General features: G+C 39.3%; 13 protein-coding genes and 1 tRNA gene. 10 read left to right on the forward strand and 4 right to left on the reverse strand.

Translation table 11 applies throughout. From position 1 onward, the window contains the following. The 9 genes from N3A72_02905 to N3A72_02945 form a co-directional block, all read left to right on the forward strand. Nucleotides 1-1,229: tetratricopeptide repeat protein (locus N3A72_02905; GenBank protein MCX7918560.1), on the forward strand; the 1,229-nt coding region annotated here is incomplete at its 5' end. A gap of 342 nt (nucleotides 1,230-1,571) precedes the next feature. Further along, nucleotides 1,572-1,970, forward strand: a complete 399-nt coding sequence (locus tag N3A72_02910) for a HEPN domain-containing protein (protein MCX7918561.1) — start codon at nucleotides 1,572-1,574, stop codon at nucleotides 1,968-1,970. Beyond that, complete coding sequence (locus tag N3A72_02915; protein ID MCX7918562.1) at nucleotides 1,967-2,278, forward strand: nucleotidyltransferase domain-containing protein; 312 nt, start codon at nucleotides 1,967-1,969, stop codon at nucleotides 2,276-2,278. The genes N3A72_02910 and N3A72_02915 overlap by 4 nt, the downstream gene beginning before the upstream one ends. A gap of 83 nt (nucleotides 2,279-2,361) precedes the next feature. Then, a complete protein-coding gene (locus tag N3A72_02920; protein ID MCX7918563.1) occupies nucleotides 2,362-4,440 on the forward strand; it encodes a DUF2723 domain-containing protein in 2,079 nt (692 codons plus the stop codon). Between the two features lie 196 nt (nucleotides 4,441-4,636). Further along, complete coding sequence (rpmE, locus tag N3A72_02925) at nucleotides 4,637-4,882, forward strand: 50S ribosomal protein L31 (GenBank protein MCX7918564.1); 246 nt, start codon at nucleotides 4,637-4,639, stop codon at nucleotides 4,880-4,882. Between the two features lie 112 nt (nucleotides 4,883-4,994). Further along, nucleotides 4,995-5,990, forward strand: a complete 996-nt coding sequence (locus tag N3A72_02930; GenBank protein ID MCX7918565.1) for a DUF1385 domain-containing protein — start codon at nucleotides 4,995-4,997, stop codon at nucleotides 5,988-5,990. 48 nt (nucleotides 5,991-6,038) lie between these two features. Beyond that, nucleotides 6,039-7,118 (forward strand): peptide chain release factor 1, encoded by a 1,080-nt coding sequence (prfA, locus tag N3A72_02935; protein ID MCX7918566.1) that lies wholly within the window; start codon nucleotides 6,039-6,041, stop codon nucleotides 7,116-7,118. 72 nt (nucleotides 7,119-7,190) lie between these two features. After that, nucleotides 7,191-7,526, forward strand: a complete 336-nt coding sequence (locus tag N3A72_02940) for a MerR family transcriptional regulator (protein MCX7918567.1) — start codon at nucleotides 7,191-7,193, stop codon at nucleotides 7,524-7,526. A gap of 35 nt (nucleotides 7,527-7,561) precedes the next feature. After that, nucleotides 7,562-7,640, forward strand: a tRNA-Pro gene (locus N3A72_02945). A gap of 15 nt (nucleotides 7,641-7,655) precedes the next feature. On the opposite strand, the gene aroC is transcribed toward N3A72_02945, so the two are convergent. From aroC to N3A72_02960, 3 genes are read right to left on the reverse strand one after another with little or no spacing between them, the layout of a single operon-like run. Beyond that, complete coding sequence (gene aroC, locus N3A72_02950; GenBank protein ID MCX7918568.1) at nucleotides 7,656-8,822, reverse strand: chorismate synthase; 1,167 nt, start codon at nucleotides 8,820-8,822, stop codon at nucleotides 7,656-7,658. A gap of 48 nt (nucleotides 8,823-8,870) precedes the next feature. Beyond that, a complete protein-coding gene (locus N3A72_02955) occupies nucleotides 8,871-9,746 on the reverse strand; it encodes a shikimate dehydrogenase (protein ID MCX7918569.1) in 876 nt (291 codons plus the stop codon). Next, the gene (locus N3A72_02960) at nucleotides 9,743-10,630 is read right to left on the reverse strand and encodes a prepilin peptidase (GenBank protein ID MCX7918570.1); all 888 of its coding nucleotides are present in this window, start codon (nucleotides 10,628-10,630) and stop codon (nucleotides 9,743-9,745) included. The genes N3A72_02955 and N3A72_02960 overlap by 4 nt, the downstream gene beginning before the upstream one ends. 437 nt (nucleotides 10,631-11,067) lie before the next feature. Here N3A72_02960 and N3A72_02965 point away from each other — a divergent pair, with 437 nt between their 5' ends. After that, nucleotides 11,068-11,835 (forward strand): hypothetical protein, encoded by a 768-nt coding sequence (locus tag N3A72_02965; GenBank protein ID MCX7918571.1) that lies wholly within the window; start codon nucleotides 11,068-11,070, stop codon nucleotides 11,833-11,835. A 90-nt stretch (nucleotides 11,836-11,925) separates the two neighbouring features. Here the strand turns inward: N3A72_02965 and N3A72_02970 are convergent, their stop codons facing one another. Beyond that, complete coding sequence (locus N3A72_02970; protein ID MCX7918572.1) at nucleotides 11,926-12,795, reverse strand: response regulator; 870 nt, start codon at nucleotides 12,793-12,795, stop codon at nucleotides 11,926-11,928. Between the last annotated feature and the right edge of the window lies 1 nt (nucleotide 12,796).

The following is a 12,796-nucleotide window of genomic DNA, read 5'->3' on the forward strand; positions in this document are numbered from 1 at the left end:
GCGTAATTCTCGGAGCGGGAATAATTTTTGCTATCATTAAATCACCGAACATATATCGCTGGGGTCTACTCTGGTTTCTCATCGCATTACTGCCGGTAGTAAATATTATCCCGATATATAATCCGTTCGGCGAACGATATCTCTACCTACCGTTTATTGGTATAGCTGGGATTACCGCATATACGTTGTATTTGTTGAAAGATAAAAAATGGATTTGGAGTATTTTAGCCGTATTGGTTCTGGGGTTATCCATACGGACAGCTATTCGAAACCGTGATTGGCACAATGATTACACGCTGTTTTCGCAAGCGGCAAAATATCCGAGCGGACCTCGGGTATATTTTAATCTCGCGAATGAATATCGTAAACGCGGACAAGTTGAGCTCGCTATTCAATCCTATCAACAAGCGATACAACGTGCACCGCAGTTCATTCAAGCGTTACATAACCTCGCTACCCTTTATACAGAACAAGGAAATTTTCCCGCTGCGGTTTCAGTTTTCCAGCAAGCGATACGAGTTAATCCGAATTCAGCATTACTCCATAACGGTTTAGGTATGACGTATGCACAACTCAATCAGTTAGCATTAGCGCAAAACGAATTCCAACATGCGATTGCATTGCAACCTGATTATAGTGAAGCGCATCATAATCTCGGTATTATTTATCTTAAAACCAACCAAATCGAATCCGCAATATCTGAATTTAAACTCGCAATACAATTCCAACCGGATTTCCTTTTATCGTATGATATGCTCGCGTCAATTTATATTTCTCAGAATAAACTCAATGATGCATTAACCGTTCTCCAAACTGCATTACAAAAATCCCCTGAACGGATTGAACTATTACAGAACCTAGCGAAAGTATATCAGCAGCTCAATCGAGTGCAAGAAACAATAACGATTTTTCAACAAATCTTGAAAACGAATCCGAATTATATCCCGGCATTGAACGATCTCGCTTGGCTCTATGCAACATCATCAGATGCATCAATTCGGAACGGATATAAAGCGGTTGCACTCGCATTACAAGCTGCGAAATTAACGAAATTCAGCGATGCGAATATTCTTGATACATTAGCTGCCGCCTACGCTGAAACGGGCGAGTTTACCCGCGCTATTGAGTACATTCAACAAGCGATTAACCTTACTTCAGATAATAATCTCCGTACACAATTTCACGCGCGATTAAAACGATACCACAAGAAATCCCCTTATCGCGAATAGCTGCCGTTTGTTTTAACCCAAAACTGTATCTGCTAGAAAAAAATCAGATTGCGGCTACTATCAATGCTTCTAAGCTTTCTGTTAGATAGAAAAGGAAATATTATCCATCTTGTATAAAATATGGCGTTAGCACCTTGACAAAAACCTCCTGGTTACCAGTCGAATTATCGCGATTTGAACGGAATACAAAAATAGTATTTCTCTATTCAGACAAAATTGCGTTCTACTAACCCGTTCTGATTCAATCTCAAAACGGTTTTTTATTTTGCCTGTTTACTATTACCAAACTTTCCTGATTTCATTGTTTCATGGTATTATAATTACGTTAGAAAGGAATATCTTATGCGGAAACAAGCACAGTTATGGTTCCGGCAAGCGGAAGCTGATTTAAAAGCTGCAAATGATAGTTTCGCTGATAGAAATTATGAATGGAGTTGTTTTCAAGCACAGCAGAGCGCTGAAAAGGCTCTCAAAGCATACCTCTATAATTTAGGATATACCTCGTTAACCACTCATTCAATAAAACTGTTGATTAATGAAGCACAAAAAAAAGAAAAAAGATTTTTGAAATTAGATACTCCTGCTCGAATTCTCGACAGCTATTATATTCCGACTCGATATCCGAATGGATTAGATGCGGATACTGCACCAGTTGATTATTATGATAAAAAGGATGCAAAACAATGCCTAAACTATGCAACATTAATATTGACCACCGTGAAACAATTACTCAAGAAATGAAAAAATTTATCACCCGGTTACTTCGGAAATATTCAATTCACCGTATCTATCTTTTTGGTTCATTCGCTAGAAACCAACTCCATGAAGGTAGTGATATTGATTTGATTATTGTTGGTGATTTTCAAGGAAAGATGTTTGAACGAATTGCTACAGTACTCCAACTTACCGATTTACCTATAGAACCCTTAGTTTATACTCCAGATGAATTCAATAAAATGAGAAAACAGAATTGCTTTCTCAAGAAAGCAATCGCTGAAAGTAAACGACTATACCCTGAAAATAGTTACCAAAATATATTCAAAGTCTAACCAAGGTTAAATAAACAAACATTAAGTCTAGTCATAGTTTCGATGGAGAGAACTATAGTAAAATCCAACCAATAATACATTCAATGATCTCTTCTACACGGTTAATCGGAATTATAGTTGCGTGCATTGCATGCTGTATATATCTTTATACTCTCTGTCCCACGGTATATGTTGGCGATAGCGGAGAATTAACCGCAGCTGCGTATACGCTCGGAATCGCGCATCCGCCAGGGTATCCCCTACTCTGTTTAACCGGTAAAATCTTCACGTGGATTCCCGTCGGCGATATTGCATATCGGATAAATCTTCTTTCAGCTTTTTTCGCTGCAGGAACAATCTTTTTCCTGTTCCTCCTATTAATCAAATTAACTAATAATCAATTCGCTGCTGCTAGCGGCAGCTTACTCTTCGCATTTTCGCAGACGTTCTGGAGCCAGGCGAATATCGGGAAAAGCAGTTATGCGATGAATAGTTTTTTTACCATCGTTATTTTACTTTGTCTCTATCTATGGAGTGAACGACAAATGAACGTTACTCCACATAAACCTACACCGCATAATGCTGGAATACAATATCTGTATGTATCAGGATTATGTTTCGGATTAGGATTATCCAATCACCATACGCTCCTGCTATGGTTACCGCTCTATATTCTATTTATCATTTATATTCATATACGAACTGTACGAGTGAATAAACAAAAACAATCTAAAAAATCGAATTCGGGACAACCGAAAAAAGTCGGAGAAACTTATATAACCGTTTATCTCATGCTCATTTTTTTCTTCATCCTCGGACTAGCACTCTATGTATATCTCCCACTTCGCGCAACATTAAATCCGCCAGTAAACTGGGGTATTCCAGATAATGTAGAACGGTTCGTTGCCCATTTAGTTCGAAAACAATATGGAAGTATGAGTTTTAATTTTACTCTGCCAAGAACGTTAGATTTGCTACTTCAGCAGGTTATCGTGTATGGAAAACTGCTCAGCGCTCAATTCAGTCCGTTCATGCTCGGCTTTGCTATGGTAGGTATGCTATTTCTTTTTTGGAAGAATAAACCCAGTTCTACGTGCCAAATTCAGCCGTTTTCCTGGCTTTTACTCGGGATATTTATTTTGTATAGCTTCGGATTAATATATCTTATTAACTATCGGATTACTACCGAAGAAATTACACTCGCGCATGTCTTTTTTATCCCGTCATACTTGATAGTAGCTATCTGGATATCATTCGGTATATCATTCATAATGCGATACTTACAGAAATACTATTTAACGATAAATAAATCAATCGCTTATATATTATTACTCTTACCACTAATTCCATTGCTGAGTAACTATAAACTTAACAATCGGCTTGGTAATAGATTCGGTGAACTGTATGGGAAAAATATATTATCTGCATTACCACAAAACGCTATTCTCTTCTCCATACGCGATAGTAATAATTTTACACTCGCTTATCAAAAAATTGTTAATAAACAACGACCAGATATTACTATCTATGATATGAGCGGAGGATTGTTTGAAGATGCGAGCGGGGGATACCGGAAACAAAAATGGCAATTATCCGAACCAGAAATGGCAGAACGGCGTACCCAATATTTCAACCAACTCCTCGCACGAAATAACAATCAACACCAGATATTTTTCGAAATTCCTGTCGAAATGACTGCTTTCCCTGGATATACACTCAAACATGATAGCTATTTTTATCGTGTCGTCTCTGTAACAGATACATCTCGAGTTTACTTTAACCCAGCAGAACTTGAAGATATTGATAGATATTACCATTCCTGGGAACAGAATAATCTTATTACCCGTATCGTGAATTTCTATGTTCGAGAAGCGTTAATTGATTACCATTTCCATCTCGGGAAATATTATCTCGCAATTGGCGACCAGAAGAAAGCATTTGACCATTTTTCTCGTGCTGAAACGATCGGGGCAGATTTCTCCCAGGTGTATAATAATCTCGGAACTATTTATTATGAATTAGGTAAATTCGATTTAGCGGTAGAAAAATATAAACAGGCAATCGCTATAGCTCCATCGAACCGAGAAGCATATTATAACCTTGCGCTCTATTATCAAAATATTGCAAAAAATCCGGTTTTAGCTCAATTCTACTATCAACAATTCGAATCTCGAAATAGGTAAATAACCCGCTCTACCTACCTTACATTTGTTTAACCTGTGGAGTTGAGTGGGAATTGCTTTGAGCAATTCCCACTCAACTCCAGTAGTTCAGCTTTCTTACTTACTTCGATAATCAAATTTTAGACAAAAGAGGGATTTTTTGATATAATAGATAGTTCAATACATAAAGTTTTCTTAATAAAGGAGTAGAGAGCTGATGAAAGAGAAAATCCATCCGCAGTATTATCAAGTAACCATAAAATGCGCTTGCGGTGCCGTATATGAAACCGGTAGTACCAGAAAAGACTACCATGTCGAAATCTGTTCCGCCTGTCATCCCTTTTTTACCGGGAAACAGAAATTAGTCGATTCTGCTGGTCGAGTTGACCGATTCCAGAGAAGAGCGGAAAAAACTGCTGCGGTTACCGCTACAGCGAGCGCAGCGAAAAAAACCAGTAGTTAGCTTCGTTTCCCTTATAATGCAGGATAGTAGTTTACTATTTATACCCTTGGGTATAACCGCAATATAGACTACCCTGCATTTTTTATTTACCCATAATTCAAGCACGAGCAATATGTTCTCTATTTCTAAAGAAGATTTTGCGGTCGGCGGTCAAGCGGTAATTGAAGGAGTTTTGATTCGCGGGTCTAAAGGATATACGATTGCGGTTCGCCATCCGAACGGGAATATCATCACTCATCAGGAATCGCGCATACCGTTGCACCAAAAATATCGATGGCTAGGGATTCCATTTATTCGTGGGATCATTGTTCTCATTGAATCGCTAGCGATAGGGTTCCGAGCGCTAGAATTTTCTGCAAATATCGCCATAGCAGAAGAGCCGCAACCGGAAAAAGAAAAAAAAGCGTTTGGTCCGGTATCGCTCGTGGTATCAGTATTGGTAGCATTTTTCCTAGGAATTTTCCTATTTATCGTTATCCCGAACGTAGTTACGCAATGGCTCGGAATTCAAGAGACCGCTATCCATAGCGGAACGCAAAACGGTTCGGATATCGGGTTGGCGAAACAAGCGTTTACTTCATTTTGGTTTCATATTGTTGCTGGGCTTTTGCGCATCCTGATTTTTCTTGGGTATATTATTGCGATATCATTTTTAAAGGATATACGGCGGGTATTTGAATATCACGGGGCGGAACATAAAAGTATTTTTGCGTACGAATCCGGTTTAGAACTGAATGTTGATAATGTTAAACAATTTTCGACTAAACATCCTCGCTGCGGGACTAGTTTTATTATTATGGTGCTATTAATCAGTATTTTCATATTTGCCATTATTCCAAGTATCTTAAGTTGGTTAACTCCTGCGTTCAACGGATTATCCGTATGGAAACAAAAATTGATTTTAATCCCACTGCATATCATACTCGTTCTCCCGATTGCTGGGGTCGCTTATGAAATCAATAAATTCGCTGCAAAAAGAAAAAACCGATGGTATATCCGCTGGTTAATCGCTCCGGGATTATGGCTGCAACGCATTACTACCCGTGAACCGGACGATAAACAAATTGAAGTTGCATTAACTGCACTATATAAAACATTAGAGTTATAAAGAAAAACTGACATCAAACATACCAAACTATTTCTTTGGGTATAGGTTATGGACAATAATCTAATCGCTAAACTTGATGCAATTGTCAAACAGAAAACCGAACTTGAATCAATGTTAAGCAATCCTGCTATTGCAAGTAATCCATCGGAATTAACTCGAATTGGTAAAACGCTATCCGGATTGAATCCGATTGTAACAAAATATTTGGAATATAAAACGGTTGAAAAGGAAAAAGAAGATACGAAATTATTACTAGCCGATGCGGATAAAGCTGTGGTTGAATTAGCGAAAACCGAATTACCGGTTCTGGAAGAGAAACTGATTAAACTCGAACGAGAATTGAAAGAAGCGTTGCTCCCGAAAGACCCAAATGATGAAAAGAATATTATTGTTGAAATCCGGGCGGGTACTGGCGGAGAGGAAGCTTCATTATTTGCTGGCGATTTATTTCGGATGTATGGCAAATATGCTGAAAAACAGGGATGGAAACTTGAAATTATCGACGGGAATCAGAGCGATTTAGGCGGGTATAAAGAAATTATATTTAGTGTTGAAGGGAAACGTGTTTATAGCCGATTAAAATATGAACAGGGTGTGCATCGAGTTCAACGCATACCGGTTACGGAAGCAAGTGGCCGAATCCATACTTCCACGGTAACGGTAGCGGTTCTCCCAGAAGCGGAAGAGATAGAATTAGAGATTAAACCGGAAGATTTAAAAATTGATATCTGTTGTTCCGGTGGTCCTGGCGGTCAAGGAGTAAATACGACTTACTCAGCGGTTCAAATCACGCATTTACCAACTGGTATGATTGTCCGCTGTCAAGATGAACGGTCTCAAATTAAAAATAAAGCGAAAGCTATGAAAGTGCTCCGTGCACGATTATTAGATAAACTACGGCAGGAACAACATCAGCAGATTTCTGAAACCCGTCGGGCGCAAATCGGTTCCGGTGAACGGAGTGAAAAAATTCGGACGTATAATTTCCCGCAAAATCGTATTACTGACCATCGTATTGGACAAAGCTGGCATAACCTTGAAGTAATACTTTCCGGTGAACTGGACGAAATCATTGATGCATTAACCGCATACGATATCCAAAATCGGTTAGCTTCGTTTACGCTCTAACTATTTTAAAGTTTTTCTTGACAATTTTCACGTAACTCGTTATACTTGCATAGTCTAATTAAACAATTGACTATGGCAAAAATACCGTCGGAAAAACTTTATTATACGATACGGGAAGTAAGTAAACTCCTCGGAATAAAAGAATACGTGCTCCGATATTGGGAAACCGAATTCCCGACATTACGACCTTTAAAAAGTAGTAGTGGCCAACGGAAATATAAACAGAAGGATATTGAAAAACTGCAGCGAATTAAACACCTACTCTATGAAGAACAATATACTATTGCAGGAGCAAAACGGAAATTAGCGGAAGAAGAATTACCGCCGGAGAAAAAACAGGAATTAGTCGAATTGCTCAATTATACCAAAAAAGAATTGAACGCTATCCTAACCAAACTGAATCGATAACCAAAAACGATACTCTCGGATATATCATACCAATGCGGGGCGTAGCGCAGTCCGGTTTAGCGCGCTTGCTTGGGGTGCAAGAGGTCACCGGTTCAAATCCGGTCGCCCCGACCAGAGTTAAAACCTTCCTTATAATTTCTTGATATAATCTACATAGTTGCAATAGTTCTGCTTCATTTCAGGAAGCGAATCTCCACCGAATTTTTCGCACATAGCGTTCGCTAATTCTATTGCAACCATTGATTCACCCACAACCGCTGCTGAAGGAACAGCGCATACATCTGACCGTTCTGTTGCTGCAACTGTTTTCTCTTTTGAAACCAAATCAACGGAATCTAACGGTTGCATTAAGGTTGAAATCGGTTTCATTACCGCTCGAATAACCAATCGTTCTCCAGTAGTTACCCCGCCTTCAAGTCCACCGGCATTATTGGTTTTTCGGAAAAACTTTCCTTGTTCATAATAGATAGCATCGTGAACCTGTGACCCAAATTTATTCGCAACTGCGAATCCGGCTCCGAATTCAACTCCTTTAATCGCGGGGATACTCATAATCGCTTGCGCTAATCTTCCGTCCAGCCGATTATCCCATTGGGTATAACTCCCCAACCCTATCGGGAGACCATCAACTAATATTTCAAAGATGCCGCCAACAGTATTCCCATGTTCTTTTGCAGTATCAATTATTTCCTGCATTTTTAAACTAATTTCAGGTGATACACACCGAACTAATGATGCCTCTGTTAACTGCGCTATTTTATCAATTGACCATTGCGAAACATCAACCGAACTTTGTACTCCGCCAATATTCGTGACCTGACTCGTAATGTTAATATTAAACTCTTTCAAAAACAGTTTCGTAATAGCACCTATCGCCACAATTGCTACCGTCGTTCGCGCACTGCTGCGTTCCAGTACATTCCGAATATCTCTATGTCCAAATTTAATTGCACCGACTAAATCCGCATGACCTGGTCTCGGCTGGGTCAACGGAGAAAATGTTTTCCCTGCAGGTAAGGGTTCAACCGCCATTTTCTCCTGCCAATTTTCCCAATCTTTATTTCGAACGAATAGCGTTATCGGACTGCCGAGCGTTTTCCCGAAACGAACCCCCGAAATAATCTCAACAGTATCAGATTCAATTTGCATGCGCGTTCCGCGACCATACCCCATTTGGCGTCGTTTCAACTCTAAATTGATCGCGTCAATCGAAATTTCTAACCCAGCTGGAATACCATCAAGTATAGCGGTTATTGCTTGGCCATGCGATTCACCAGCGGTTAAATATCGAATCATAGGTACTCCTTTTTATGAATGGCAATAAGGATTGTTTTCTTCTTGTTATCAACTACTTTGTTTAGATCTTGCAAGATAATCTAAGATAGCTTGTTGCATTATTTCAACCGGTGGTTGAATTCCAGTCCAGATTTCAAATGCAGCGGCACCCTGCTCAATCAACATTCTTAAACCGTTAGTAGCGCTACATCCTCTCTCTTTTGCCGTACGAACCAATTTTGTTTCTAATGGATTATAGATTAAATCAAATACTTTCAACTCTTTGTTTAACCATTCCGGTTGAATCAGAAGCGGGTCTTCCGGTTGCATACCAATTGGAGTCGCATTAACAAGAATATCCGCTTTCGATAAAACTGATTGCAAATCCACGAATTCGATTGATTCCGCTGCGACCTTCGGATTACTTCGTTTTATATCAGCAACTAATTTCTGCGCCCGTTCTTTAACTATATCCATAATATATATTGCTTTAAGGTTAGATAATGCTGATTGTATTCCTACCGCGCGAGCTCCACCACCGGCACCTAGTAATACCATGGTTTTGCCTTCTATGACCATATTTAATTCTGATAATAAAGCGGTAATAAACCCTACCCCATCGGTATTATATCCAATCAGCCGTTCCTGCGCATCAATTTTTATGGTATTCACCGCACCGATTAATTCCGCTGTTGGTGAAATTTCATCTAGTAATGGAATAACCGTTTCTTTATGTGGAATGGTTATATTCAATCCTTTAAATCCCAGCGGAACAATCGCTTTCATAGCTAAATTCAGTCTCTCCGGCGGAATACTAAACGGGATATAAACGAAATCGAGTCCGAGGAACGTAAACGCTGCGTTATGGATAATTGGCGAAAAAGTATGTTTCACCGGATATCCGAACAACCCGATGAGTTGCGTGGTTCCAGAAATATTCATCATCGTACTCCTGGAGGTAATTCTGTAAACCCTAATAAATGATTGAAATACCAATTAATGATATCATTCCCCCAAATTAACGCGATAAACGCTCCGAGCGCTAAATACGGACCGAACGGGATGTAATGCCCGAACGGTGTCGTTTCCTTTTCTTTTCGTTTAGCTTGTATTAACACGAATGCACCAATAATCGAACCAACAAACGATGCAAGTATTAAGGTTAATAAAACTAATTTATATCCGATAAACGTTCCCAGTGCAGCGAGTAGTTTTACATCACCACCGCCCATCGCTTCTTTTTTAATGAGCCATTTTGCGGTTATGCCAATCAACCATAATATTCCGCCACCTACCGCAAAACCAAATAACGAATTATAAACCGGATAGCATTTTCCTGTCGCTGCGGAAAATGGACCTGACATCTCCCCGCTAATAAGAAACGTTGGATTCGGTATAAAAACCAGGATAATACTTACTACCACACCAAGTATCATAACTGGATAGGTTATAACATCCGGAATAATGAAATGGTCAAGGTCAATAAAAGTCAGGGCAATTAATGACCCGACAACAACTAAATAGGTGAATGATACAAAATTCACCCCATCGAATTTCCAAATGACAATAACAAAGAGAATACCGGTTAATAATTCGACAATAAAATAACGGAAACTAATCGGAGTTTTACAATGCCGACATTTTCCTCGTAAGATTAAATAACTTAATAGTGGGATATTATCATACCAAGCGACCAGTGCATTACATTTCGGACAATGTGACCGAGGTTTAACAATCGATTGATTTAATGGGATACGATAAATACAAACGTTCAAAAAACTGCCAATAGCTAACCCGAATATAAATATGATAATATATGGAATAACCATGGTAACCTCTGTCATTTTGGTATAATAAAGCAGAAGATTGAAAAACGCTCCGAGGAAAAATCTTTTTCCTCATATCTTCTGCTAGGTTATAACTATTTTATAATAATTAGTATAAAGGTTCTAGCAAAATTACGCAAATGTTTTTATATAATTAACAAAATCATTACTATCAAGAACTAATTGTATCAGGTTTTAGGGTATATAATTTACCTCATTTGCCTTATTTGATTGTGAGGTCGTGCAAAGTGGTACTAGAATTGTACCTTATGGTTATATGAGAATCTTGCCATTCTGAATCCAGCTTATTCCTATATAGCAAATTTATGGCGTGATTTTTGCACAATGTTTGGATAGATAGCACGATTACTGTGATTTAAATCTTCGTATCAAAATTAAATCACTGTAATCAAACAGTATAAGAAAGGAGGGTAAACTCTATGAAACGGTTGATTCTATCCAGTTTGATAGCTGGATTTGTGTTTGGAATAATCAATTCTGTGAATGCTGTACCACCACCACCCGTGCCTCCTAGAGCTCCTTTACCGCCATATTGGCGATATCCGCCACCACCGGTTTGGCGTCCATATTTACCGCCACCGTTGCCTCGACCGTGGGTTGTTGTTCCGCCACGACCATGGTATGGACCGCGACCGCCATTACCGTGGTATTGGGCTCCACCACCTCCTGCAATTCGACATTGGTGGTTCTGGGTATGGTGGAAACCGATGCCTGTAAATATTGTTTTGTATCCAGCTCCGCACACGGTATATTATTATCCTGCACCTTATCCGGAACCAGTTTATCCGTATCCTCCGACATATCGTGATGAAATGCAAAATGTATACCCAGAATATCTCCCTTCAATTGATTCTGTCGAAGAATATGAACAATGGTTAATCCAGAAACTGAATTTGACTCCTGAACAGCAGAAAGATTTTCTCCCGAAATTACATGCTTTGGTAGAATTGCGAGACCAATATGTTTCAACTCGAACCGCACTAAATGCTGAAATCAAAAAGCTTAAAAAATCTGGGGATATCTCAGCTGCAGAGGCTAAATCAAAAGAATTAAAAACCGCTGAATCGAAATTCCGAAAACAAGAGCAGAAATTGATAGATGAATTACTCTCGCTTTTAACCGAAGAGCAGAAAACGAAATTTATCAACGAAATGAAACAATACGAGGAAAGAGACAGCGAAGAATAAATACCAATAACATAGAGGCACTCGCGCAAAAAGTACTAGGAATAAAAATCTAGGTTTTCCTAGTACTTTTTGTATTTCTTACTAAGCGAGTTACGTTGTCAATCGGCGAACGTTGATTATTTTCCACGTTCCTCCAAGTAGCGCTAAAGTATATACTTCACGGAATTGCTGTTCTTTCCCAGAACGGATATCAGCTCTAATTACAGTTACTTTCGTCTCTTTTGGGTCTCCCGTTACGGAGATAATTTGACGTAGTTCCTGCCGTAAAGTGCCGCTTGCCATCGTTTCCTGATAATAACTTTTTCGCCGAGCTACATAATCCACTAGGTCAACATTTCCATGTAATCGGTCTGATAAACACAGATATTCTTTATCAAACGATTGCGTATTCCACGATTCGATAAAGGTGCGAACAACATCTTCCGGCGTCACAGTCTTTGCTATACGTTTCGCTGACTCCGGTTGTGGTTGTGGTTTGCTCTCCTGACTTACGGCAGGTTTCGACATCGGTTCCGTTGCAAGCCCCATAGCTTGCGCTGCTAAAAAAGGTTGACGGTCTTTATCCAACCAACCTTCCCGTTTTTTTCGCAGAAGATTTTCAATCCGTTTTAATAAATCCGATGGGTCAAATGGTTTAGTAATATAATCATCAACGCCCATCCCCTGTTGCCAGAATTCATCCGGTTTATTTGACCCTTGACTAATGGCACTAACCATCATTATAGGAATCCCAGCTAATTCCGAATCCTTTTTGAGCTCTTTAACCAGTGTATACCCCGACATTTTCGGCATCATTACATCTAGAATCAACATATCCGGTTTCTGCCGCTTAATCTGATTTAATGCTTCTTCTCCATCAGCAGTGATGATCGGTTCATACCCTTTCGATTCAAGGACGATCCGAAATACTTCGGCAATATCAGATTCATCTTCAGCGACAAGAATCTTTATTTTCGACATG

It is taken from the genome of bacterium, assembly GCA_026416715.1.
In the GTDB taxonomy this organism is placed as follows: domain Bacteria; phylum UBP4; class UBA4092; order JAOAEQ01; family JAOAEQ01; genus JAOAEQ01.

What these genes read in the sequence shown, in the direction of transcription:
- N3A72_02910 (MCX7918561.1), top strand. Translation starts at nt 1,572, where the DNA reads ATGCGGAAACAAGCACAGTTATGGTTCCGGCAAGCGGAAGCTGATTTA.
- N3A72_02915 (MCX7918562.1), top strand. Translation starts at nt 1,967, where the DNA reads ATGAAAAAATTTATCACCCGGTTACTTCGGAAATATTCAATTCACCGT.
- N3A72_02940 (MCX7918567.1), top strand. Translation starts at nt 7,191, where the DNA reads ATGGCAAAAATACCGTCGGAAAAACTTTATTATACGATACGGGAAGTA.
- N3A72_02920 (MCX7918563.1), top strand. Translation starts at nt 2,362, where the DNA reads ATGATCTCTTCTACACGGTTAATCGGAATTATAGTTGCGTGCATTGCA.
- N3A72_02955 (MCX7918569.1), bottom strand. Translation starts at nt 9,746, where the DNA reads ATGATGAATATTTCTGGAACCACGCAACTCATCGGGTTGTTCGGATAT.
- aroC (MCX7918568.1), bottom strand. Translation starts at nt 8,822, where the DNA reads ATGATTCGATATTTAACCGCTGGTGAATCGCATGGCCAAGCAATAACC.
- prfA (MCX7918566.1), top strand. Translation starts at nt 6,039, where the DNA reads ATGGACAATAATCTAATCGCTAAACTTGATGCAATTGTCAAACAGAAA.
- rpmE (MCX7918564.1), top strand. Translation starts at nt 4,637, where the DNA reads ATGAAAGAGAAAATCCATCCGCAGTATTATCAAGTAACCATAAAATGC.
- N3A72_02930 (MCX7918565.1), top strand. Translation starts at nt 4,995, where the DNA reads ATGTTCTCTATTTCTAAAGAAGATTTTGCGGTCGGCGGTCAAGCGGTA.
- N3A72_02965 (MCX7918571.1), top strand. Translation starts at nt 11,068, where the DNA reads ATGAAACGGTTGATTCTATCCAGTTTGATAGCTGGATTTGTGTTTGGA.
- N3A72_02970 (MCX7918572.1), bottom strand. Translation starts at nt 12,795, where the DNA reads ATGTCGAAAATAAAGATTCTTGTCGCTGAAGATGAATCTGATATTGCC.
- N3A72_02960 (MCX7918570.1), bottom strand. Translation starts at nt 10,630, where the DNA reads ATGGTTATTCCATATATTATCATATTTATATTCGGGTTAGCTATTGGC.